This window comes from Clostridium sp. BL-8 (assembly GCF_002006495.1).
Lineage (GTDB): Bacteria > Bacillota > Clostridia > Clostridiales > Clostridiaceae > Clostridium.
Genome location: NZ_LZZL01000006.1, coordinates 97902 through 123231, shown reverse-complemented (window position 1 = coordinate 123231; position 25330 = coordinate 97902). Strand labels below are relative to the sequence as shown.

The 25330-nt window shown below is 30.1% G+C and carries 26 protein-coding genes; 4 read left to right on the top strand and 22 right to left on the bottom strand.

Translation table 11 applies throughout. The features are described from left to right. Window positions 1-280 precede the first annotated feature (280 nt). Both CLOBL_RS02890 and CLOBL_RS02885 read right to left on the bottom strand, forming a co-directional pair. Window positions 281-643: a VOC family protein gene (locus CLOBL_RS02890; RefSeq protein ID WP_077857631.1), complete on the bottom strand. Its 363-nt coding sequence runs from the start codon at window positions 641-643 to the stop codon at window positions 281-283. 609 nt (window positions 644-1252) lie between these two features. Then, complete coding sequence (locus CLOBL_RS02885; protein WP_009171491.1) at window positions 1253-1675, bottom strand: 3D domain-containing protein; 423 nt, start codon at window positions 1673-1675, stop codon at window positions 1253-1255. A 326-nt stretch (window positions 1676-2001) separates the two neighbouring features. Here CLOBL_RS02885 and CLOBL_RS28895 point away from each other — a divergent pair, with 326 nt between their 5' ends. Next, window positions 2002-2139 (top strand): helix-turn-helix domain-containing protein, encoded by a 138-nt coding sequence (locus tag CLOBL_RS28895; RefSeq protein ID WP_143323832.1) that lies wholly within the window; start codon window positions 2002-2004, stop codon window positions 2137-2139. Between the two features lie 17 nt (window positions 2140-2156). Here CLOBL_RS28895 and CLOBL_RS02875 read toward each other — a convergent pair whose 3' ends face one another. Next, window positions 2157-2942 (bottom strand): Cof-type HAD-IIB family hydrolase, encoded by a 786-nt coding sequence (locus tag CLOBL_RS02875; protein WP_077857629.1) that lies wholly within the window; start codon window positions 2940-2942, stop codon window positions 2157-2159. Window positions 2943-3101: 159 nt separating this feature from the next. Between CLOBL_RS02875 and CLOBL_RS02870 the strand changes: the two genes are divergently transcribed. Then, window positions 3102-3866 (top strand): DeoR/GlpR family DNA-binding transcription regulator, encoded by a 765-nt coding sequence (locus CLOBL_RS02870; RefSeq protein ID WP_077857628.1) that lies wholly within the window; start codon window positions 3102-3104, stop codon window positions 3864-3866. 96 nt (window positions 3867-3962) lie between these two features. Beyond that, a complete protein-coding gene (locus CLOBL_RS02865) occupies window positions 3963-5300 on the top strand; it encodes an MATE family efflux transporter (RefSeq protein WP_077857627.1) in 1338 nt (445 codons plus the stop codon). Window position 5301: 1 nt separating this feature from the next. On the opposite strand, the gene CLOBL_RS27820 is transcribed toward CLOBL_RS02865, so the two are convergent. The 14 genes from CLOBL_RS27820 to CLOBL_RS02800 form a co-directional block, all read right to left on the bottom strand. Continuing rightward, entirely contained in the window at window positions 5302-5472 is a 171-nt protein-coding gene (locus CLOBL_RS27820) for a hypothetical protein (protein ID WP_179117665.1), read from the bottom strand. A 190-nt stretch (window positions 5473-5662) separates the two neighbouring features. Beyond that, window positions 5663-7510, bottom strand: coding sequence for an ABC transporter ATP-binding protein (locus CLOBL_RS02860; RefSeq protein WP_077857626.1), 1848 nt, complete (start codon window positions 7508-7510; stop codon window positions 5663-5665). 5 nt (window positions 7511-7515) lie between these two features. Then, window positions 7516-9237 (bottom strand): ABC transporter ATP-binding protein, encoded by a 1722-nt coding sequence (locus CLOBL_RS02855; protein WP_077857634.1) that lies wholly within the window; start codon window positions 9235-9237, stop codon window positions 7516-7518. A gap of 206 nt (window positions 9238-9443) precedes the next feature. Further along, window positions 9444-10070 carry a CAP domain-containing protein gene (locus CLOBL_RS02850; RefSeq protein ID WP_077857625.1) on the bottom strand — a complete coding sequence of 209 codons (627 nt, stop codon included), beginning with the start codon at window positions 10068-10070 and terminating at the stop codon, window positions 9444-9446. Window positions 10071-10338: 268 nt separating this feature from the next. Continuing rightward, on the bottom strand, window positions 10339-10878 hold the full coding sequence (locus CLOBL_RS02845; RefSeq protein ID WP_077857624.1) for a GNAT family protein: 540 nt from the start codon (window positions 10876-10878) through the stop codon (window positions 10339-10341). 278 nt (window positions 10879-11156) lie between these two features. Continuing rightward, on the bottom strand, window positions 11157-12491 hold the full coding sequence (locus tag CLOBL_RS02840; protein WP_009171499.1) for a PTS sugar transporter subunit IIC: 1335 nt from the start codon (window positions 12489-12491) through the stop codon (window positions 11157-11159). A gap of 369 nt (window positions 12492-12860) precedes the next feature. After that, a complete protein-coding gene (locus tag CLOBL_RS02835) occupies window positions 12861-13169 on the bottom strand; it encodes a PTS sugar transporter subunit IIB (protein WP_009171500.1) in 309 nt (102 codons plus the stop codon). Between the two features lie 472 nt (window positions 13170-13641). Further along, window positions 13642-14349 carry a GntR family transcriptional regulator gene (locus CLOBL_RS02830; protein WP_077857623.1) on the bottom strand — a complete coding sequence of 236 codons (708 nt, stop codon included), beginning with the start codon at window positions 14347-14349 and terminating at the stop codon, window positions 13642-13644. Window positions 14350-14670: 321 nt separating this feature from the next. Next, complete coding sequence (locus CLOBL_RS02825) at window positions 14671-16002, bottom strand: PTS sugar transporter subunit IIC (protein WP_077857622.1); 1332 nt, start codon at window positions 16000-16002, stop codon at window positions 14671-14673. Between the two features lie 125 nt (window positions 16003-16127). Beyond that, complete coding sequence (locus CLOBL_RS02820) at window positions 16128-17534, bottom strand: GH1 family beta-glucosidase (protein WP_077857621.1); 1407 nt, start codon at window positions 17532-17534, stop codon at window positions 16128-16130. 45 nt (window positions 17535-17579) lie between these two features. Then, complete coding sequence (locus CLOBL_RS02815) at window positions 17580-17888, bottom strand: PTS sugar transporter subunit IIB (protein WP_077857620.1); 309 nt, start codon at window positions 17886-17888, stop codon at window positions 17580-17582. A 46-nt stretch (window positions 17889-17934) separates the two neighbouring features. Then, a complete protein-coding gene (locus CLOBL_RS02810; RefSeq protein ID WP_077857619.1) occupies window positions 17935-18261 on the bottom strand; it encodes a PTS lactose/cellobiose transporter subunit IIA in 327 nt (108 codons plus the stop codon). Between the two features lie 338 nt (window positions 18262-18599). After that, window positions 18600-18977 carry a hypothetical protein gene (locus CLOBL_RS02805; protein ID WP_077857618.1) on the bottom strand — a complete coding sequence of 126 codons (378 nt, stop codon included), beginning with the start codon at window positions 18975-18977 and terminating at the stop codon, window positions 18600-18602. 62 nt (window positions 18978-19039) lie between these two features. Next, complete coding sequence (locus CLOBL_RS02800) at window positions 19040-19606, bottom strand: GNAT family protein (protein WP_077857617.1); 567 nt, start codon at window positions 19604-19606, stop codon at window positions 19040-19042. A 120-nt stretch (window positions 19607-19726) separates the two neighbouring features. On the opposite strand from CLOBL_RS02800, the gene CLOBL_RS02795 reads away from it, so the two are divergent. Next, window positions 19727-20428: an MBL fold metallo-hydrolase gene (locus CLOBL_RS02795; protein ID WP_077857616.1), complete on the top strand. Its 702-nt coding sequence runs from the start codon at window positions 19727-19729 to the stop codon at window positions 20426-20428. Window positions 20429-20702: 274 nt separating this feature from the next. Here CLOBL_RS02795 and CLOBL_RS02790 read toward each other — a convergent pair whose 3' ends face one another. The 5 genes from CLOBL_RS02790 to CLOBL_RS02770 all read right to left on the bottom strand — a co-directional run bounded on the left by CLOBL_RS02790 (window position 20703) and on the right by CLOBL_RS02770 (window position 25171). Further along, complete coding sequence (locus CLOBL_RS02790; RefSeq protein ID WP_077857615.1) at window positions 20703-21200, bottom strand: prolyl-tRNA synthetase associated domain-containing protein; 498 nt, start codon at window positions 21198-21200, stop codon at window positions 20703-20705. 199 nt (window positions 21201-21399) lie between these two features. After that, window positions 21400-21648 (bottom strand): AbrB/MazE/SpoVT family DNA-binding domain-containing protein, encoded by a 249-nt coding sequence (locus CLOBL_RS02785; protein WP_077857614.1) that lies wholly within the window; start codon window positions 21646-21648, stop codon window positions 21400-21402. Between the two features lie 283 nt (window positions 21649-21931). Continuing rightward, window positions 21932-22915 (bottom strand): magnesium transporter CorA family protein, encoded by a 984-nt coding sequence (locus CLOBL_RS02780; RefSeq protein ID WP_077857613.1) that lies wholly within the window; start codon window positions 22913-22915, stop codon window positions 21932-21934. 311 nt (window positions 22916-23226) lie between these two features. Further along, the gene (locus CLOBL_RS02775) at window positions 23227-24405 is read right to left on the bottom strand and encodes a GNAT family N-acetyltransferase (RefSeq protein ID WP_077857612.1); all 1179 of its coding nucleotides are present in this window, start codon (window positions 24403-24405) and stop codon (window positions 23227-23229) included. Window positions 24406-24436: 31 nt separating this feature from the next. Further along, window positions 24437-25171, bottom strand: a complete 735-nt coding sequence (locus CLOBL_RS02770) for an HAD-IA family hydrolase (RefSeq protein ID WP_077857611.1) — start codon at window positions 25169-25171, stop codon at window positions 24437-24439. Window positions 25172-25330: the final 159 nt, after the last annotated feature.

Here is a 25330-nt window from a genome sequence, read left to right as displayed (position 1 = left end):
TACAAATGTTTAAGTCATAAATAGAAATTAGTTCAATTTGTTATTGCAATTGAGCTAATTATTCTTTTTCCTATTTCATGTAATTTAGCATATCATATTTTAAAGTCAAGTCCTAGTGACATATTTAATCATTTTTATTGATCTATTTTAATATTTTATAAGCTTATTCAAGTTATTCACTCAAATAAGCTTATAAATTAATTTATTCTAAGTTTTTTCTTTTTACGATATATATTGCAATAACAAAATAACTTTTTATCTATTAATTTTCTTCAATACTTTAAATATTTTCTACAAACTGAATTCTTAATCCATTAGGATCTAACACATAAAAAAATCTTGTGTGAGGATTTGGTTGTATTGGTCCACTATGAATAGCTATCCCTTTTTCTTTAACACAATTCATCATTTCATCTACTGATTTTACTTCAAATCCAAGGGATATGTGTTCTCCATAATTTACTTCTTTCAAAGTTTCATTACATATAAGTTCAATTTTTGTTTCTCCCTCTCCTAAAAATGCGATTTCCACTCCAGGGCCTGCATTTAATCTCTTGTTTATATTAAGCCCAACAATTTCTTGATAAAACTTCAATGATTCCTCTAAATTTTTAACCATTAATGTACTCCAACAAAACTTCATAATCTATCTCTCTCCTTAATTATATGATTTTAATTATTTTACCCTTTTATTATATCCAACTTTTTATACTGTTAAAATGATATTTTAAAAAACAAAGATACTAAATTAGTATTATGTTTGCTATAAAAAAGCAATGCATGTTAATCTTAATTTATAACATGTATTGCTTTAATTTTGTATCTTTGAAATTCATAAAAGAAGCATTTCCACATTAGAAACACTTCTTTTGTATAGTAGTCAAGCATAATTATTTCTTTAAGTAAACTTCTCTAAGTTTATTTAAATAGAAAGTTATTAATCTAAACATTGTCAAAATTATAATTAATTATTACTACATTAAATTATAGTAATAATTTTATTGATGGTTACGCTTTTTGTTTGACAATTTATGCTGTTTAATTTTGAACATTCCTAACGGTTTTCTGCTTTTAACATAACTTTCCGTATATTACGAGTGTTTTACTTTTTTTCATACATTCAATTGTAACTACAAGCTGCAACTATAACTGAAAACTATTATATAAGCTTCTTATCATTATTTAATTTGCTTCTAGATATTTATTATCTAAAATTCTTTGAACCAAACTGCTTTTACATCCATTGTATTTATTATGAGCTTGAAGAATCCCCTAACACTGTTACTTTAACATCTCTATTCCCCCAATTATCGCACTCACTAGAGCTGTCAAAATATACATCAATTTCATTTCCTTTTATTGCACTTCCAGTATCTGAAGCTATTGCATATCCATAACCTTCAATATAAAAAATTGTTCCAAGTGGGAACACATTTGGGTCAACTGAAACTGTACTTAAACCATTTGGGTTTCTTTCTACTACTCTTCCACTTGCAGTTTTACTTCCAGCTGCTGATGTATACGCTGTTGCTGAACAAACCAGTTCTTTATTTGGTGTCATTGCTTTAGCTGCGTTACTTGAAAAAGTAATCTCTGCACCTAAATAAATGCTTAACGCCATTACAAAAACCACTGATTTTTTCATAACGTTTGTCCATTTATAATTTTTCGACATTGAATCTCTCCTTTTCAATTCGCAAACCATCTTTTATATTATAACACAATTTTCAATGTAAGCGTATCCAAATTATGTATTTTTATTTATTTTTTTTATTTATTGATATTTTCACAAGTTTTTCTTCAACATACACCTTACTAATAGCCACAACTCCAGAATATAACTCCTTTTTTAAATATTAATAAATTGATATAATATAACTAACACTTTGCACTGATAGAAGATATTCCATAAAATCATAAGTTACATGGAGACAAAATTATGAAGTTAAAGCTGCTATAAAAATAGAAAAATAGCATAATAATAAAGCTTCCCTAGTCCCTATTGATCTCAGTGGAAGCTTAAAAGAAATTGAAACTCGTATTATAAATCATGTAATGTCAGAAGAAGGCATGAATCAAGCAAAGGTTGAAAAAAGATTAAAAATCGGCCATAGCACCTTATGGCGAAAATTAAAATAATTTTACAATAACCAAATTTATAAAATATACCTTTCTATTCCTAAAGCCACTCCATCATTTTGCACTGTATCTGTGATTTTTTTTGCAAAACTTTTGATGTTGTCATCTGCATTTCCCATAGCAATTCCGCAGCCTACTGTCGACAGCATCTCTACATCATTCTTTCCATCACCAAAAGCATAGCTGTTTTCTATTGGAATATTTAAATATTCCAGTATCTTTAGTATTCCAGAGGCCTTTGTATTAAGTCTTGAATATAATTCAAATGCTCCTTCATTTATATTATAAATAGAATCATAATCTTCATTCTCTAGAGATAAGCAGTATTCCATCCCTTCTTTATCATCACATAGCATCTCTATCTTATAAGTATCTATTTCATTAAATTTATAATTTCCTTCTAAATATTTTTTTGATATATCAAAAGACTCATAATATGAGTGAAGTTTCTTATATTCATCTTTAATATACGAGTATTTTTCTCCTTGCAATATATATTGAATATTACGCTGCTCAAAATTATTTATTAATTCTTTTATGAAATTCTTATTAATGCATTCTTTATGTATGCATTTTTCTCTTATCTTTACATACGAACCATTAGTAAGCACAAAACCATCAAATCCAAAATTAAGTAATACATCATTTAAAAAAGCATATGGCCTGCCTGTTGCAATAAAAACATAATCTCCATTTGATTGCAATTCCCGTATAGCTTTTTTTACTCTTGGAGTAATATCTGTTATTCCATTCATACAATCCATTAAAGTTCCGTCTATATCAAAAAACACCGCTTTTTTCATAGATTCATCCCCTTTATAATAATTTATTCTCGTTTTATGCAATTCGTTACTGTTCAGTACCATTTTATTTTATTTATTCGCATATGTCAATTAATTTAATTGCATTCTATTACTATGATTGCTAAAATAAAAATAAATGAGAATAAATAGGAGGTCATTATGTTTATCGAAGAAAGACACAAACATATTTTAGATATATTAGATCGAGACGGAAAAGTTTTAGTTAAAGATTTAAGTTCACAATTTGATGTGAGTGAAAGTATGATTAGAAAAGATCTTCAAGTCTTAGAAAAAAATAATCTGCTTCAACGTACTTATGGTGGTGCTATTAATCTAAGGCGTACTCTAGTCAGCGGTGAAAGTCTCCTTAAAAGAGTTGAAAAAGACACTGGTTTAAAGGAAATCATCGCAAAAAAGGCATATGAAGAGATAGTTGAAGGAGATACGATTTTCTTAGATGCTTCAAGTATTTCTCATTTTCTCACAAAACTGCTTGTAGGAAATAATAAAAACATTACTTTGATAACAAATATGGTTGAAATAGCATCAGTGATTCCCTTAGATTCAAAGGTACATGTTATTTTTATAGGTGGTGATTATAATGCATTTGTAGGTGGAAATATCGGTTCCCTCTCAATTGAACAAATTAAACTTTATCGCTGCAATAAGGCATTCATTGGCTGTAGCGGCATAGACCTTAAAGATGGAAGTATAAGCACTGGTGAATCTGAAGATGCAGGTACTAAAAAAGCAATTATGAATATCTCTAAAGAGTCATATTTAATGGCACCAAATGAACGATTTAACTTGGATGGAATCTTTAACTTTTCAAACATAGAAGATTTTAACTGCATTATTACAGAAGCTATGCCAAACGATACTATAATGACTTTACTTGAGCAATATAATATAATCTTAAAATAGTTTCAAAATGAAATGACTTTTAAAATTGATTCATTGATATGTCATGACACCATTAGTATAATATGCTAATGAAAGAATACTAAGGATGTGAAATTTATGATTAAAGATATGACAAAAGGTAATATTCCAAAGCGCCTAATAAGCTTTTCTGTACCACTAATCCTAGGAAACCTTCTTCAGCTTACTTATAATGCAGTGGATTCTATCATCGTTGGAAGATTTTCAGGAACAGATGCCTTAGCTGCAGTTGGAACAGCTGATCCAGTAATGAATATTATGATTTTAGGAATAACAGGTATTTGTATTGGTGCATCAGTCCTAATGAGCGAATTTTTTGGTGCTGGCAGATATGAAGATTTAAAAAAAGAAATATCAACCACATTAATATTCGGATGTTTTTTTTCATTATTAGTTCTAATATTGGGCTTAATTTTTTCAAGAGAACTATTAAGTCTTCTCCAAGTGCCAAATGAAATTCTTGATTCTGCAACACTTTACTTAAGAATTATTTTTGTTGCAATGCCTTTTACATACTTGTATAATGCTGTATCTGCAGCTATGAGAAGTGTTGGCGATTCAAAAACACCTATAAGATTTTTAGCAATTGCTTCTATTCTAAATGGATGCCTTGACTTTGTTTTTATAGGTGGTTTTAATATGGGTGTACTTGGAGCAGGACTAGCTACAGATATTGCTGAAGCCTGTTCTGCAATTTTCTGCATAATTTATATCTATAGGAAAGTTCCATTATTAAGATTGACTAAAAACGATATACGATTAGATATGAACTTTTTAAAACAGACTCTGGCTCATGGTTCTGTAACAGCCTTGCAGCAGTCTTGTCAGCCAATTGGCAAACTATTAATACAGGGGGCTGTTAATTCACTAGGCGTTGCTACTATTGCTGCTTTCAATGCAGTCAATAAAGTCGATGCTTTTGCTCTTGTCCCAGAGCAAAGTATATCTCATGGGATGATGACCTTTGTAGCTCAAAATCGAGGTGCTAATAATAAAAAGCGTATTAAAGCAGGCTTTAAGATTGGCTTATGCTTAGAATGCTGCTATTGGATATTTATCTGCATAGTTATGTTAGCTTTAAAAGAACCAATCATGAAATTATTCGTTTCTTCTGATGATTCAGGTATGATCAACATAGGTGTCAGCTATTTAAGCCTCATGGCATTTTTCTATCTGCTTCCTGGTTTCACTAATGGCGTTCAAGGTTTCTTTAGAGGAATGGGAAATATGAAGATCACCTTAGTCTCTACAATAATACAAATATCTTTTAGGACAATATTTGTATTCTTATTAATTTCATATATGGGAATGACAAGTGTGGCTTATGCAAGTCTTATCGGATGGATACTAATGCTCGCTTATGAAGTACCATACTATTTTGTATATAAAAGAAAAACTCCTCTTTTAAAAGAATAACTTATTTCTTCTCCTTTTCACTAAACCAAAGTGGCAATGGTGCATATGTAGTATCTATTCCCATCGCAATTGAGCTTTCAACACCTTTTGCAATTGGATTTGATATTATGTGCCTCTCTTCTTCCTCTGTATGAATATTTTTTTCTTGTTTTTTCCTTTTGTTTTCTTTCATTCTTTTCACCTCCTTAGTTATTTTGCTTTTAATTTAAATAAATATACATTTTTAACTTGAATGTATATTTATAAACTTTACTTATATAGAACAATTATCTTAATCTATCATTTATTTTCATATGACTAAAAAGCCTTGAAATGTTGTATTTTCCAGCATCTCAAGACTTTTATATATTATAATATTAAATTTAGGTATTTAACTTTCCCATTTGACTCATGACCATCTCATAATATTGTCCTTTTTTATCCATAAGACTTTTATGATTTCCGCCTTCCAATATTTTTCCACTTCCAATTACCATAATATGATCGGCATCTCTAATAGTAGATAGACGATGAGCTATTAAAAAGCTTGTTCTGTTCTTCATTAGCTTTACCAGTGCATGCTGAATATCTTTCTCAGTTTTTGTATCAACACTGCTGGTAGCTTCATCCAAAATTAAAATAGGACTATCACATAAAACTGCTCTGGCAATTGATATAAGCTGACGCTGTCCTTGACTTAGATTATCTGTAGCTCCAGAAACCATTGTTTGATACCCTTTTGGTAATTTGTCGATAAAATCATGTGCATGAGCTATCTTAGCAGCTTTTATTACCTGTTCATCAGTTGCATCCTTTTGAGAATAACGGATATTATCCATAATTGTACCAGTAAAAAGGCAAGTATCTTGTAGTACTACTGAAAAACATTGTCTAAGGCTACTTCTTTTCAAATTAGTAATTGGTTCATTATCAATTAAGATTTTCCCACTATCTGCATCATAAAAACGTGTTAGTAGATTTACAATAGTAGTTTTTCCTGCACCAGTCTCCCCTACTAAAGCCACTGTTTCTCCTGCTTTCACCTTAAAACTTATGTCCTTTAATATAGGAGTTGACTTATTATATGAAAAGCAAACATCTTCAAAAACAACCTCTCCATTTGGTGTTTCAATGTCAATGGCATTATCTACATCTGCACTTTCCTCTTCGCTATCTAAAATTTCAAAAACACGTTCTGCCCCAGCAAGTGCAGACTGAATTGTATTAAACATGCCGGCAACAGAATTAAGAGGCTGTGAGAATTGTTTTGAATAACTCATAAAACTAACTACGGTACCAACTGAAAGACCATATCCAACTGATAATACTCCACCTACAATTGCCACAACTGCAAAAATAAAATTATTGATAACATTCATAAGAGGCATCATATATCCAGACCATATTTGAGCCTTAGTACTGCTTGCATAAAGTTTTTCGTTAATATCTGAAAACTGCTTTAAAATGTCCTGTTGCTTATCAAAAGCCTTTACCATTTTTAATCCAAGTATGTTTTCCTCAATTACTCCATTAAGAGATCCAAGACTTCTCTGCTGATCTAAAAAGTAAGCACGGCTATGAGAAGCAATCATTTTTGTAAGCATTGTCACAAGAGGAATACATAATAATACCACAATTGTAAGGGGCACATTTAGTACTATCATAACTGCAAAAGAACCTATTAATGTTAAAATGCTCGATATTAGCTGGGTTGTTGTCTGCGCTATAGTAGAACTAATATTATCCACATCATTTGTAATTCTACTCATAGTATCACCATGTGAACGAGTATCGTAAAATTTAAGCGGAAGCTTCTGCATCTTTTGAAAAAATTCAGTACGTATTACAAGTACAAGCTTTTGTGATACCTTAAGCATAATAACTCCATTAACAGATGATATAAGCCAATTTACAACATGTAATGTAATAATTATAAGTAAAAGCTCTGTGAGCATTTTTGTATCTATTGTCTTAGTTTCAAATTTAAAGGTATTAAAGGTTTTTCCTATAAAATAAGGAATAGCCACTGAAATTAATGATGAAAAAATTGTAAGCACCATAGCTGCAAAGATTGTTTTTGCAAAGCGCATATAAAGCTTTACGATACGCAATAATGTTCCTTTAGTATTTTTAGGTTTTGCAGTTGGTGCAAACCTATTGCTAGCTCTTCCCACTGACTTGCTTCCAATAGAAGGTATCTTAGGCTGAGCTTTAGAAAAATGTTCCCCCATATTTTTTATGCCTCCTTGCTGCTTTCTATTTGCGTTTTATAGATATCCTTATATATTTCACAACTTTTCATAAGCTCATCATGAGTACCATATCCAACTTTAACTCCATTATCCATTACTAAAATCTTATCAGCAAACATAGCTGTTCCACATCTTTGAGTAATTGTAATTATTGTTTGATTTCTTTTTTTAGAGTTTAAACTTTCACGAACCTTTGCTTCAGTCACTGCATCAAGTGCACTTGTTGCATCATCTAAAATAAGTATTGAAGAGTCACTCTTAAGCATTCCACGCGCTATTGAAATACGCTGCTTTTGTCCCCCTGATACATTTACTCCTGCACTTCCTAAGAGACTTTCATATCCATCCTGCATTTTCTTTATAAAATCAGCTTGTGCATTACTTGCTACTTCATCAATCATTTCATCTGTGGCCTTTCTATTTCCCCACTTGATATTTTCAGCAACAGAGCCTGAGAAAAGCATTGGTTTTTGAGGCACAATTGCAGTATTATCTCTAACTGAATCAATGCTTAATTCTTTAATATTATAACTATTAACTAAAATTTCCCCACTGTTTACATCATAAAATCTTAAAAGCAGCCAAGCAATTGTTGATTTACCACTTCCTGTAGGTCCAATGATTGCTAAACTTTGTCCATTACCAATAGAAAATGATAAATCTTTTAATGCAGGTACACCACTGCCATTAGGATATGCAAAAGTGACATTCTTAAATTCAATATCACCATTTAATTTTTTAACTTCACCACTGTGAATAAAATCTTCATCGGAATCCAATACTTCTTTAACTCGTGCAGTCGATGCTTTTGTTCTTACGAAAGTATTAAATATATTGGTTATCATTATTAATGATGTTAAAATTTGAGCCATATAAATTGTAAAGGCCGAAATATCTCCAGGACTTGCTAGGTTTAAAGAAAACATCTTACTTCCGATGAAAATTACAATCACTGTACCAATTCCAACAGCAAGTGTCATAAGAGGTGATACAAAAGTGATAATCATCTGAGAAGATACTCCCTTCTCCATTAAATTAGAGTTTGCATTTTCAAACTTATTGATTTCTTTATCATAGGTTCCAAAGGCCTTTACTAAACGTACTCCAATAAGATACTCCTGAACAACAGAATTTACCTTGTCCATAGCTTTTTGTAACTCATAAAAACGTGGATAACTTAGTTTCATACTGACTATAATTAAGACAGCAACTATTGCAACAACACCATAAATAATTATGCTCAATCTAAAATTTAGCAGGGTGGCAAGTACAATACTGCCTATACATGTAATCGGTGCTTTTAAGAAAATCCTCATGATTCCATTGACAAAAAGTACAAGCTGAGATGTATCATTTGTCATCCTTGTAATAAGTGAACCACTTTCAATTTTATCTGCACTTACTTCTGAGAAATGCATAATTTTCTCAAACAAATCATAGCGCAAATCGGCTCCCATATGCTGCGATACCTTGGTTGCTAAAATATTTCTTGTAACTGCAAAGCATGCTCCAATGCCTGTGACCACGAGCATAAGTGTCCCCCAATAATACACTTTCGAAAGTGATCCCTGCTCAATTCCTGTGTTAATTATATTTGACATAAGTGTAGGACTTAGCAAATCACAAATAGCTTCAGATATAACACAAAAAACAGCTATCAAAAACGGGAATTTATATTTTTCAAAGTACTTACTATATAATTTCATAATTTGTTGTCCTTTCTTTCCTTCATAGCCTAATTTCATATAGTATTATAATCTTTTCCTTTAAGAAAAGCTATAAAATATAGTTTACATACATTTACAAATTGGATTAACGACAAAAAAACTGCTACAGAATGCTTTTAAAAAATCATTCTGTAGCAGCTTTAACTAAAATTCTCCTGCCAATACATATTAAATATTTTTAATTATTAGTTTGAGAATTCTTGTGTTCCCATGTATTTACCATTACCATTGATTACTCCTATACCAACTTTAGAGTATGAAGCATTCATCATATTTGCTCTATGTCCTGGTGAATTCCACCATTGATTGAATAATTCAACCGGATCATTAGTATTATATGCAATATTTTCTCCTGCTGAAGTATATTTATATCCAATTGTTTGTAACCAGTTTGTCCACTTAGTTCCATCTGGATTTGTGTGATCAAAAAAGTTATTTTGTATCATATCATTACTTTTATATCTTGCTACCTGTACTAAAGTGTTATCTATAGTTAAAGGTTTAATCCCTGCTTCACTTCTTTTTTGATTCATTAATTCAAGAATCTTTTGTTCGGCAGCAGCTTGTACATTTATTGAATAATTTGCTGGCAGCTTAGGTAACCCCTGTACATCTGCTGAATCTGTACTTGTAGAAGTATTATTTGTGCCTTGAGCTTGTCTATTATTTAAATTTAAAAAATTATTTGCAAGTGTATTATAATTAGTATTTGAATCAATTGTTGCTGCAGATACTCCTAATGATGAGAAACTACTCACTGTGGTAGCTGCAATAACTGCGGTTACTATTTTTCTTAATACATTTTTCTTCATTAGTTTTTCTCCTTCTATATGTTTTATTTGCCTTCTTGATTACTCATTAGATATTATTTAAATGTTTTCTGTTTTCAAGAGAGGTCATGTCTCTATACTAACATCTTTTCGACATTATTCAACATGAAATTTCGTTTCTAACTTTATTTAATCGATATTAGCTTAGAATCTCTTGAGTATGTTCTTTTATGTTCCTTTATGCTTAATGATGTTGTTAGGTCTCATAAACTACAACGGCTAAACCCCTTAATTTTTTATTATAAAATATCTATATTTGTGCCAGCCAATCAATTTTTAAAATCGCCATTTCATATAAGTTCCAATCTCCCCCAGCGTATTTTCTCACATTTTCTATTAATTTTTCTTTTTTAAACCCTGAACCCTCATAACATTTAATTGCATTTTCATTAAAGTCAAATACTCCAAGTGTTACCTTTTCAAATTTCATCTCCTCAAAAGCAATTCGTAGTATTTCTTTTAGTACGTTATTTCCTACGCCTTTCCCCCTATTAACTTCTTCACCTATTAAAAATCTGCATACTCTACCGACTTTATTATCTTTATCAACTTCCCTTAATTCAATAGTTCCAATAATATCATTTGTGCTGACCATTTGTATTTTATAAACTCGGATATTACTATTACTATTTTTAACTTCATTTAATAAATAACTTTCAATTTGCGTAGTTGTTAAAGGGTAATTATACTTAGGTCCAGCCCACTGTAACAAAAAATCTGCAGTTTTATCTAAATTCCATTCTACGATTTTATTTATATCTTCTTTCTCTAATAAATTTAATTTTATCATATCAATGCCCCATTTCTATTCTTTCTGATATTACTATACATCATTACCTTAGGTAAGAGTCAATTATTAAAATAATAAATAATCCCCTCTAATCCAAAAGCTTATTTCTAATTAAAATTTAATGGATTAGAGAGGATTTTTAATTGGACTTATAACTTACAACTGGTATTTTATCGGTTGCGAAAAAACTCAACCTGTTTATAGTTCATACCATTTAGGGGTATCCTGTGAGCAATTGGCAATTTACAAGTAATAGATCAAGTTTATGATTCGTTTATTTACATATCTATGCTTGTTCCACCTTGAGCTACTTCTTGCTCACTCTTATATGCTAAAGCATCTTGTCTCTTGAAGAATGGAAGATATATAAAGAATGATATTGCTAATACAACTAATTGTAATAAACCTGTTCTAAATCCACCAGTTAAAAATCCTGAAATTGGTGCTGGTGTTGTCCATGGAACTTGAATTGCACTAAATGGTGGAACAAGTCCTGATAAAATTGCAAAATAAGAAATTATACCTGATATTGTTGGTGTAATTATAAAAGGTACTGCCATGAATGGATTCATTACTATTGGTGTACCAAATGTAATTGGTTCATTTATATTAAATATTCCTGGCACTATACCTAATTTACCTAATTGTTTATACTGAGCTGATTTTGCTAAGAATAAGTAACATAAAACAAGTCCTATTGTCATACCTGAACCAGTTACTGTCATAAGTTGATCTAAAAATGATTGTGTTACTACATGAGCTCCATTTGCTATTGTAAGTGCTTTTCCACTATTAACTATAGCTTGATTTTCTAATCCATTTGATTGTAATATTCCTGACATAACTCCACTTACAATTGTTGCCCCATGAACACCAAACCACCAGAAGAATGGAATTGATAATCCCATGAATATTACTCCACCTAAAGAATCTGTCATACCTTGTAATGGTGTTTGAAGTACTTTGTATATAAATTCAATTACAGATGTCTTTAATCCAAAGTTAAATATTGCCCAAATTACAGTTGTACAAACAACAATAACTGCTGCTGGTATTAAGGCTGCGAATGAATTTGCAACACCTTGTGGCACACCGTCTGGCATTTTAATTGTAATATTTCTCTTCATAAACCATGAGTATGATGCCCCTACAATTAATCCAATAATAATTGCTGAAACCATACCTTTACCACCACACCATGTGTCTACTGGTAAAACTCCTCCAACAACTTCTCCACCCTTAGTTGTTACAGTGTTAGGTGTAGTTAAACAAAATACTACAAATGAAATAACCCCTGCTGATAAAGGCTCGTGGCCTTCATTTCTAGCGTAAACATATGCTATTCCTATTCCAGCAACTATTGCAATCACGTTAAAAGTTGCTGAATTTGCTTTAAATAATGGAGCAGTCCAATCTGCGCCAAATACACTTGCAATTGCATCATTTAAAGGCTGATACGGTAATTGAGCAAGTAATAGCATTAAGGAACCTATCATTGTTAATGGCAATGTGTATAAAATACCGTCTTTTAACGCAATAACACCTTTTAAATTAACAAACTTCATAATAATAGGTATTACTTTTTCATTCATAGTTTCTTTTAATGATGACATAATAATTCCTCCCTAGACAAAAAATTATACGTTAGCTATAATTTAAATGTAATAATAAATTTTCAAATCTTCATATAACTTAATATTTGGCGTTTTTAAGTTTATATGGAGATTTGTTACCAGAAATAATTTCTTCTAAAGGCGCTCACCCCTTTCCTCTATAGATATCTACGGATATGCCATCATTAGTTCCTTCAAAAGTCTTTCCTTCAATTTTAGAAAATACATATCAATTGAAAATTCCTTTTCTATTCTCATTCCATACATCTTCTACTTAATATGCTACCTAGGTTTTTCAAATAAAGATTTTTCGTAAAGCTTCATAATTCAAATTGCCCCATTTGTGTAACTAATCATGATATAATTTTTTTATTTTCCAGCTACTTTTAACGCAAAATCTAATACTTTTCCGCCATTCATCATTCCATAATCAACCATTGGTATTACATCAACTGGAACCCCTTTTGGTTCACATACTTTTTTTGCTTTCTGTAATGTATAAGCAACTTGTGGCCCAAGCAATGCAACATCTACATTATCCAAATGCTTGTCCATTTGATTTTCTGGAAAAGCTTCAATATCAGCTTCTATTCCCTTAGTCTTTGCTGCCTCTTTCATTTTGCTAACCAAAAGACTTGTTGACATTCCTGCTGCACAAAATAATCTAATTTTTACCATAATTTATTCCTCCCTTAAAATAAATAATAATCTTTATGCTAAAATTTCATTCTTATTAAATCAGCATTTTATATTTTTAAATCCTCTCTCTAAATTCATTGGTATGAATTTATTATATACCAATAAATTATTCTTGTAAAGGATTTCTTGTAATATATTTCCACAGATTTTAAACATAATACATTGAGTTAATTTATGAACTAATACATCATGTATTAAATGTACTTCTTTCATTTAATAGCAATAAAATTCTTCATTACTTATTAATTATAAATAATGAAGAATTCTATTAATTATTCCTTATATTCATTAATTTTTCCCCTATAAAAAGACTTCATGAAACTATACATCATGAAGTCTTGCTATTTCTTAAATAAATATTCTATTTTTATCATACGTCTTATTCATTAAACTGCAACTTTTATGTAAGGTATCAGTTTTTATGCAAACTAAATTATGAATAAATTAATTCCTAGTGATTGCTTGTTAGGCTTATTATTTTCATCTTACTATAATTATATTTTTCTAAAGATACATCAAATACTATTCCGCTACTTAAAAATACTGTATTATTTATTATTAAGGTTGGATCATCTTTCTTTAAATTTAAAAGTTCTGCTTCTTCTTCATTTAACTTTTCACAGCTTATAACCCTATCTGCAAATCCAATTTTTAACTTCAAGTCATTTATAACATAGCTAAATATAGATTTACTACATATCTCTTCGTTTAAATATGGAATTATCTCCTTATTGTAATACGATTCTTCTATCTCCATTGGTTCACCATTTAAATATCTTACACGCTTAACATAATATAACTTAGTATTAACATTACATCTCATTTTACTTGCAAGCTCTTCATCTGCATCAATTAAAGATAATTCTAATACTTTACTCTTTAGCTTATTATTTGAATAAGTTTTAGTTAACCCATTCATTTCTCTAATATCCATACAGCCTTCTCTAGAAAAATCTCTTAAAAATATCCCGCTGCCTTGAACTCTATATATATAACCCTTAGTAACTAAAATATCTATTGCTTTTCTTACAGTATTTTTGCTTACATTTAACCTTGTAATAAGTTCTTCCTCCGTAGGAAGCTTCTTATTAGAATCATATTTCCCCTCTAAGATTTCTTTTTCTAATATATTCACAATTGTTTCATATTTTTTTTGCATTTTACAGCTACCTCTCCAAAAAATTAACTACTTATCTATTAATATAACAAATTTTTATAGTTTTATCAAAGTATAATCCTCTACTAAACCCTTACCATAAAAATAAAAGCCTTCTTTCCTCCTTATAACTATCTAATATTTCAACAAATTCTATTTATTATTAAAAGATCCAAACGCCTAAAATTTCTTATAAACGTTTGGACCCTTCATTTAAAATATTTAATTATATATTGAAAATTGTTAATTTTGGGGCATTTTAATTCATTTCAGCCTATACTTATCAAGTGGATATATGAGCCACTTAACATCTATAAACCGAATTTAAGCTTGTATACCACCGTCATGACCTGCACTTTCACCTGCATAAGCCATAGCATCTGCCTTCTTAAAGAATGGAAGGTATATAAATGTTGCTATTACTAACATAACGATTTGCATTATTGAATATTTAAACCCACCAATTAAGAATCCTGAAATTATAGGTGGTGTTGTCCATGGTGGCATAAGTCCACCCATTGGAGCAAGTATACCTGAAGCTATTGCTCCATAGAATAACAATCCATTTATTACTGGTACGAATATGAATGGTAATGCCATAATTGGATTCATTACTATTGGAGTACCAAATAAAATTGGTTCATTTATATTAAATAATCCTGGTAATAATGATAGTTTACCCAATTGCTTATATTGTGCAGATTTTGCAATAAACAACATACAGATAACTAATCCTATAGTTTCCCCTGAACCTGTCATACTTATAAAATTATCAACAAATTGTTGAGTTACTATATGTGCTCCATTTGCTAATGAAAGCTTTCCTGCTGCTTGAAGCGTTGCATTATCCATAGTATTTGCTGTCAATATACCAGTCATAATACCACTTACAACATTTGCACCATGCACACCAAAGAACCATAAGAAAGGTATAAAGAAAGCAATTCCTATAACTCCAAGAGGAGAGTCTGATAAACCTTGTAATGGTGTTTGAATAACTTTGTATACCCACTCAATCATTGTTGTACCACTAACTTTGAATATTATATAGATAACATCAGCACCTATAAACATTACTGCCGCTGGAATAATAGCTGAGAAAGCATTAACAACACCTGTTGGAACACCTTCTGGCATCTTAATTCTGATATCTTTTTTCATAAACCATGAATAAATTGCTCCAACTACTATACCAATTACTATAGCTGCAATCATTCCTTTACCACCAGTCCAGTCTATTGGAAGTACGTTCCCTACTTTGACTGGATCAACATCTTTTGATGCCACAAACATAGTCCAGTTTGGAGTTGTAATTATAAATACAACTAATGCAGTTATACCTGCAGACAAAGGTTCATGTCCCTCATTTTTGGCATATGTATATGCTATACCAATAACCGAAACTACTGCCATAATATTCATTGTTGCACCTTGAACTTTAAACAATGGCTCAGTCCAATCAGCTCCGAACATAGAAGCAAAAAGGTTAGTAACTGTTACTGAAGGGAAACAAGCTACCAGTAAGAATATTGAACCTATAATGTTCAATGGAAGACAAAACAATATACCATCTTTTAATGCTTGAATACCTTTAAGATTGACAAATTTCATAACCGCCGGTACGACTTTTTCGTTAAGCGTGTTACCTAATGACATAATAATTCCCCCTTTTTATCAATTAAATAAAATGTTTGTATATTACTTAAAGTTTCAAACCTCCATACATATTTAACCTAAAAGTTATAAATTATATGGAGATTTATTAACTAATAAGTCGTAGTTTATAACTTTTCTCCTCTTTCTTCTATCACTTGTTTGTACCAGTATCCTGATAATTTTATTTTCCTATTTAAATTATTTTTATGGTCTACATATATAAATCCGTATTGTTTTTTATATCCATTTAGCCAGCTTAATAAGTCCATAGCAGACCATGCATAATAACCTTTTACATTTATATTTTTCTTAATTGCTTTTTTCAATGCTTTTAAATGAGCTTCAATATATTTAATTCTTGGAATATCCACTACTTCATCCTCAATGATAGGATCTTCATCTCCTAAACCATTTTCAGTAATGTATATTTTAATATCTCCATAATTTTTCTTCAAAATTTCTAATCCCTCTAAAAATGCATCTGGCGCTATTTCCCAGCCCCATTTAGTATACGTCTTATCTTTCATCCTTACTGTTTTATAGACTTTATCAAAAGATGGATTTCCCGGTGCTCCAGTAGCTGCTTCTCTTGTCATTTCTACTTCCTCAAAAGAATCATTTTTCATAACCCTTTGAGGTTGGTAATAATTTAACCCTATAAAGTCATTTTGAGGTGCTGACTCCTTAATTAAATTAAGTTCCTCTTCTGTCCAATTTGGAATATATCCTTTTTCCTCCAATTGCTTAATTACATATTCAGGATATCTTCCTTTCAATATAGGATCATAGAACCAATGAAGGTCATATTGATTTGCATGATATGCAGCTTGTACATTTTCTTTCTTTTGATCAATACTAAAGGCAGGTGAAAATACGTGAGTGATACCAATTTCTCCAAATTGTCTTAACCTTTTATAAGCTACAACAGATCCCGCATGAGCAACAAATACATTATGAATTGCCTCAAAATATTTTTTAGGATCATCTTTAATGCCAGGTGGGTGAGTACCTTTCAAATAACCATGTGCAGTAAACACAACGGTTTCATTGAATGTAATCCAATGCTTCACTCTATCTCCAAAAGCTTTAAAACATACATTTGCATACTTAACAAAAGCGTCTGCAGTTTTCTTGTTAATCCAACCTCCTTGCTCTTCTAATTTCTGAGGCATGTCCCAATGATATAATGTAACAAATGGCACAATCCCATACTTTAAACATTCATCTATTAGATTATTATAAAAATCTAATCCTTTTTGATTTACTTCTCCATCTCCATCCGGAATAATTCTTGCCCAAGAGATTGAAAATCTATATGATTCCAATCCAATTTCAGCCATAAGTTTTACATCTTCCTTATATCTATGATAATGATCTACCGCTATATCTCCATTCGTCCCTTCAAAAGTCTTTCCTTCAATTTTAGAAAATACATCCCAATTAGAAACTCCTTTTCCGTCAATATTCCATGCACCTTCTACTTGATAGGCTGCCGACGCTGCTCCAAAGAAAAAGCCTTTAGGAAATTTCATACCTTAAATTCCTCCTTATGTGTAATTAACTCTACGTCAAGTTTGCTATTTTCCCGCCACTTTTAATGCGAAATCTAATACTTTTCCACCATTCATCATTCCGTAATCAACCATTGGTATTACGTCAATTGGAACTCCTTTTGATTCACATATTTTTTTTGCTTTTGGCAATGTATAAGCAACTTGTGGTCCAAGTAGTGCAACATCCACACCATCTAAATTTTTATCCATTTGACTTTCTGGAAAAGCCTCAATATCTGCTTCTACTCCCTTTGACTTTGCTGCTTCTTTCATTTTACTAACTAAAAGACTTGTTGACATTCCTGCTGCACAAAATAATCTAATTTTTATCATAATTTATTCCTCCTTAAAATACACAGTAATCTTTTATAATGAAATTTTAGTTTTTGTTAATTAATGTATTTACAACTTTTCTAAGTTCAATTATCTGCTCTATTAAATTTTTTTCTGTTATTGCTGTCATTAAATGATCTTGAGCATGTACAAATAAAACTGATAATTCTATTTTATCTCCACCAGCTTCTTTTTGAAGAAACATTGTTTGTCCCTCATGAGCTTTTGTCAAAGCATCATTTGCTAATTGTAATTCTGCATCTGCTTCAACATACTTTCCTTCATTTACATTGTTAAGAGCCATATAAGAATGATTTTTACAATCTCCAGCATTGATTATAATATTCATAATTGCCATTTCCAATTCGTCCATATTAAATCCCTCATTTCATATATATTGAAATTTATTATTATGTTTTAAATTCATTGGTATGAATTTATTATATACCAACAAATTTATATTGTAAATGATTTCTTATAATATATTTACAAAAAAATGTGCCATACTAAATTAATTTTTAAATCACTCTAGTACGACACATCTAGTCGTATTTCTTATATTTAATTTTCTACTTAAATTTAAAAGCTACATCCATCATTGATTATAAATACTCTTATCCATCCAATCTTTTTATAAAATTAAAAGGCACCACATTATTTTTAAAAAACATGGCACCTTTCAATTTAGCATCAAAAAACATATATAATATATTAACAAAGTGGTTCTACTGTTACATTTGAACTGCTACTAGGAGTAGGCAAATCTATCACTTCTCCTCCTGAATTTACATCTGGTACAGGTAATGGCTGTAATACTTTTGGCTGTTCTTTATCTTTTGCTGCCTTATCCTTAGAATTATCATCTGCATCAGGCGAAACTTCTCTTGCTGAATCATCACTTTTAGGTATTGTACCAATTTGTATATTACTATCTTTTCCTTTTATATTCGGCACATAAGCTTTGTAAATTGACTTAGTAGTTTCCTTGTTATCCTTTTGAGCCTTATTATATAAATTTACTGATGTTAATGAAATCAAGCTAACTGCTGTAACAAGCATAATTGTTACTACATAATGTTTTAATTTCATATTAATTACCTCTTCCCTTATATTCATAAGTATTTTAATCATTATCCATATTATAACACATTTTACTTATACAGCATATTTTGTTCTTTCCACTCTTCCTTTAATAATCTATATTCTACTCTATCATATAATTTAAAATTTAATAAAACATGCTTTTTTAGCTCGGCCTCTTTTATCATCCCAGCTTTTTTCATCACTCGTTCCGAGCCAACATTTTCTTTTATGCATCCTGTTTCAATTTTAATGACCCTATCTTGAGTGAAAGCATAATTAATTACTGCTTTTACTGCCTCTGTTACAAAGCCATTCCCCCAATAAACTTGAGATGTAAAATATCCTAAGTTTACAATTCTCCCTTCAGCACAGTCTGCTGTTACAGTATATCCAATGTCACCAACATATTCATTAGTTTCTCTGATTATTATTGCAAAAAAATATTTTGTTCTATTTTCTAATTTAGATTCCTTAATAGCCTCATAAAGATTTTCTTTTGATTCCTCTAAAGTACTCGTCCTTATTTCTGGCATGTAATGCATTGCTTCATTATTTGAAAGCAGCTTATGCATTTGAGCAAGATCCTCGTTAACATGATCTCTTATAAGCAATCTGTCTGTGATTATATTCACCATTATAAAATCCTCCGCTGTTACTTTTATTAATTTAACCCTATTCTTGTTTTACTTACCATATAATATTATAATATTGTTAATCTTATCCATCAATTATATTTTTAGTAAGGAGAGTACTTTATGAATAAATTGGAGTTTTTAGGCAGAGGTTCAGGATATAATGTTACAGAAAGCAATACTTCCGCTTTTTTGAGGAAGGCTGATGCATTACTATTAATTGATTGTGGCGAATCTGTTTTTGAAAAAATTGTAACTAAAGATTTAATCAATGGAATAAAAAATGTACATGTTCTAATTACCCATATGCATTCAGATCATATAGGTTCTTTAGGTAGTTTTGTAGGTTACTGCTACTGGAAATCAAAAATCAAAGTAAATATTTATTTTTCTGAAAAAGAGAAAATAGGGGAATTTTTAAAGCTCACAGGTGCTGTTGAAAATGAAAGTTTTACTTTACATGATATAAATAATACAAGGATTGATGAGTTAAACTTAACCATTAGTGCTTTACCAACTAAACACACAAAGACAGTTAATGCATATTCTTACATATTAAAATTCGATTCTGGAAATGATATTTTCTACAGTGGAGATACTTGTGAAACTAATTTGGATATTATTCCTTTTTTAAAAGCAAGGAATTTAATATATCACGATACATGTTTAAATGATTGTGAAGGTAATGTTCATACATCACTGCGGGTTTTAAGTGAAAAAATTCCTTATGAATATAGAAAACAAGTCTACTGTATCCATATTGATGGTGAAAGTTTTATAGAAAAAGCTGTAGCAGAAGGATTTAACGTGGTAGATATAATTTAACATTATATCGCAATTACAGATTTTTTATTAAAGAACTTAATGCTTGGCATTCTTCCCTTAAAGCGGAAGAAAATGTATATCATAATATTTATCACTGGTAGAAGGACTTTGTCTCATTGTGCCGTCATAGACATAGCACACTTTTATACTTGATACATTCCCAGCAAAAACCAATATATCCAGTCTATATATTGGTTTTAGGTAGAAGAGATATGCTGTAAATAATATTAAAGCTTCCGAAGCATATCCCTTCCTTAAATATGAAACTTCAAAATTAATTTATATCAACATAATAGAATTCGTTATTATGCCACTTAATAAATTTTTCTAAATCATTATATGAAACTCCTATTGTTGCTGTATTTACATTAGGATGGAAATTTACAATACTCGCATCTATTAAATCCCTATCAACTAAGACAATAACTTCACTATTAATATCATTTATCAAACCAAAGGGAGTAACAGATCCCGGCTTAAGACCTAAATATTTAAATAACCTTTCTTCAGATGCAAATGATAATTTAGTGCTTTCTATCTGTTTCTCTAATAACTTTAAGTCAGCCCTTTTACTATCATCTAAAAGTACAAGATAATGAATATCGCCTTTTCTGTTTCTTATAAAAAGATTTTTACAATGAGCTCCTGGAATTGAAATTTCTAGTTTATTTGCCTCATTAACAGTATATATTGCTTCATGTTCATATCTAGTATATTTTATTTCTAATGAATCTAATATGTCATATAATTTTTGTTCTATTATATTAATCATATGTACTACCTCCCCAATTATAATAAGCTATTGATTATATATGTTCTAATTAATTATTAACACTAAATGCTTAAGTCAATTGTACCTTTTAAATTTTTAATTGCAACATATATCATAAAAACCCTCCCTTGCAGCTTTAAGGAAGAGTTTATGTAATACATTATATAATTCTATACCTTTGCAAAGCAATAATAAATCGTCATAATTTTAACGCAATTAGATCATTCTTACAATCTCCACAAATATCTAATCCTTTAAATTTAGTGATATTAGCCATATTTCCACAAAAAGTGCATCCTGGTGAATACTTTTTTAATACTATTTCTTTTTCATCCTTAAAAATTTCTAATGAATCACCTTCAGCAATAAATAGTAATTCTCTTGTTTCTTTTGGGACTACCACTCTTCCAAGTTCATCAATTTTTCTCACAATTCCAGCTGACTTCATTTCCACTTCCTCCTAAATTAGTTATGTCTTTGCAATATTATTATTGAAAGATAATCTTTTTAATTACATTTTCAATATATGAAATCATTTCTAAACCATAGATTAAAATTTTTCTAATATATTGTAATAAAATGCGAAATATATTCCAAACCCTTCCCTTAATATCACAAATATGATTTATTGTAGCATATTTTTCCAACTAATTCTATAATTTCCAAATAAAAAAATATCGTAAAATTCAATTTATTGAATAATACGATACTAATTTTTTATAATTTATGATTCAAAACCACTTATCTTTTTTAAGAAGTAAGACTACTCCAATGAATACAGTTGGAATAAATATCATCCCGAATACTATCCAAAATGCAAATTCATATTCATGCATGGGAATACCTTGTACATTCATGGAAAAAAGTCCACTTACCAAAGTCATTGGTAAGATTGCAACTTGAATTATGGTAAAGGTACGCATAAGTCCATTCATTGTATGATTAGTAAGTGATGCAAATGTGCTATCCGCAGATTCTATAACTTCCTTATAATTTTCGAGCATGTCCCATATTTTCTCTATTTTATCCGTAATATCATCAAAATAAATGTCCATATCCTCAGGAAGATATTTGGTAATAACTTTCTCTAAAGTTATTATAACTGGTCTTAAAGGCTTAATTACACTTCTGTAATTTATTATCTGCATCTTAGTCCTTGAAATAGCTTCAAGCATTGCCTTAGAACGAGTAGTAAATACTTCTTTGTTTATTTCATTAACCATGTTTCCTATCTTATCAAGCATTGGAAAACAGTAGTCAAATAATGACTTAGTTATCTCATAGAGTAGTAATGCAGAACCTTCTCTCATGTATTCTTCACGTGCCTCTTCACTAGAATGACATTTTTCAGCCAAATCAACTAATGGCTTAAGCTCACCTTCATGAAGTGTTACTAAATAATCATGGCCAATAAATATATCTATTTCCTCAGATTCTATCCTTGTAAATTCTTTCTTATACCTTGGAAGGTGAAGCACTATAAAACTGTAATCTTCATAAGTATCTATCTTTGACCTTTGATGTTCAGTCATACAGTCTTCTAAAAGAAGTTCATGGAAATCATACATTTCTTCTAACATCTCAATTTCCTTATTGGTAGGCTTCGTAATGTCAATCCATTTTAGTCCATTAAATTCGATTATCCTCACTTGCGCATCTAATCTCCTTAAAACTATAGGCTGCTTTCTTTCATTCCTAAATGGTAATGCAAACATAATAATTTCCTCCAATCACAGGGAGGAAATAAAGTCAGCTAAAATGAGCAGTAAAACTTAGATCCTCCCTTTTCAATATTAAATTTTTATAAAATTGCTGGGCCAGATAGTCGTCCACTCAGATTCACCACCTTTTTTATCTCATATACTAAATTTATTAAAATATTTATGTGCCTAATAAAGTATAATAATATTTATACTATTATACAAGTCACAATCTGTTAACTTTCATAAATACTTTTATATAATAAAAATAAGTGCAAATTCTAACCTACTTATTCCCAGTTTAATATTTGCACTTATACATGAATTCACTTATAATTTTTTCTTATATATTCAATCCATCTGTTTTCTATTTGCTTCTCTTTTATACCAAAAATACCTGTGAAATCATCTGGAGCTTTTATTAAATTATATAGCTTATTATAACCATACTCTTTAATTATAAATTCTGCTATAGTGTATGAATATTGATAGCCATCTCGTTTAAAAAACATATAAAAATCCTCTCCAGTATCTAATTCCTTGAATACAGGAAGTGTATTATTCATTAATCCATTCTTAACTGTTCTCCTTATCCAGTTTTGATCATTGTCCTTGGCTTCATAACAGGCTATTCCTTCATTTAACCATCGTGGAATATTATTATTATTTATTTTATTTACTATAATATGAACAAATTCATGAACCGCTGTATTTAAAACATTGTTAAAATCTGAGCTTGGTGGTGGATTTAATGGTGATGCTATTATAATCTTACCTTTTCCAAGCCCTCCCCTTATCCAATCAGGTGCATCCGAAAGTCCCAAAGCACTATGAAGTCTTTTCATATCATGATGAATCTCAATAATAACTTTTTCATCAATTTGCTGATTTAAATTAGTTGTAATTCTATTATAATTATCTTCTAGCACCTTTGAAACCTTCTCTATACATGGCATATCCTCTTCTGTATGATTTATTATAAAATGCTTAATTTCTTTTCTTAAATTTAATTTGTAATCTTCATCTAAAGTTTTTGTATACCTGACTTGATCTCTATTATCTATAAAAACCCTATCAACCATCTTAAATCCAGCGTATTCATAAAACTTTCGAAGCCTTGGCCTGAAAGTTCCACAATTAAGTCTTAAAGAATTTACTCCTTGTTTTTTGCATAGTTCTTCTGCCGATTCAATTATCTTTCCCCCATATCCCATTTTGCTATATTCTCTTCTAATAGCCAACTTATGTAAGATGCCACATTCATACTTTTTAAGTTCCTTCCAGAAAAGTGGATCATACCACTGCAAAATGTATACTCCAATTAAATTCCCATTATCATAACATAATTTCATTTCATTGATGTCATATTTTTTTAGCAGCTCGTAAGGTGTTAAATTTTCTATTTTCCACATAGTTTGTCCTATTGATTCAAGCCATTTTTCTGCTTCTGTTAACACTTTAGAAAATACTTCTATGTTACTTTTATCTACATTGATAATTTCCATCCCTAACTCTCCCATGCTCTGTTATTTTTCCTTAATTAATTTCTTTTTCTAACTCATATAAATTAGAAAGCACTTTATATCTATTCTTATTGGTTATTTTATTTTTGAGTAATAATAATTTATTTCTATTAAGTAAAATAGCATTAATACCTAGCTTGCATGCCCCCTCACAATTACTAGGGTTATCATCTATAAACAAAGCTTCTTCTGGTTTTACATTTAATTCAGAAAGCGCACTTTTATACATTAGTTCATGAGGCTTAGTTACTCCTTTCACAGAAGAAATGACAAATGAAGAAAAATAATCTCGTAGTTTAACTTGCCTAAACACATTTTCTAAAGATGGCCAGGCATCCGATACTACTGCCAGTTTATATTTCTTACTCAGTCTTGGTATCACCTCAAAAACATCACTATAAAATTCATATTTATCATAATTGAATACCAAATCCTTGGCTAGCAGTTGTATCTTTTCTAAGCTTAACTGTAATTGTGGTAATTCCATAGAAAATATATTGAAAAATTCTAGAAAGTGCTTATACTCTTCTTCTTCCGTAGTGATTAATTTTTGTTCATCTATGTATTTCCCTGCTTTTTCAAATGCATTATTTCTATCAGAAGAACTGATTTCTTTATACTCTTGTGGATTAATATATTCAAAAAACTTTGGAGAAATAAACCACTTCCCTGATCTTGGTCCATTTAAAACTCTGCCTGAATCAAATAAAATCGCTTTTATATTTTTATACTCTGTTAAACTAGACACTATTTACGCCTCCTCATAAAATCTCATCAATCTTATTTAAATATATGGTTATTATAGCATATTTTGTAATAACAGTATTGGAATAAAACGCTTTTAATGATGATAAAAAGTTAGGCACATGAAAGAAAATAATAGACCAAAGATGAGACGCATATTTTG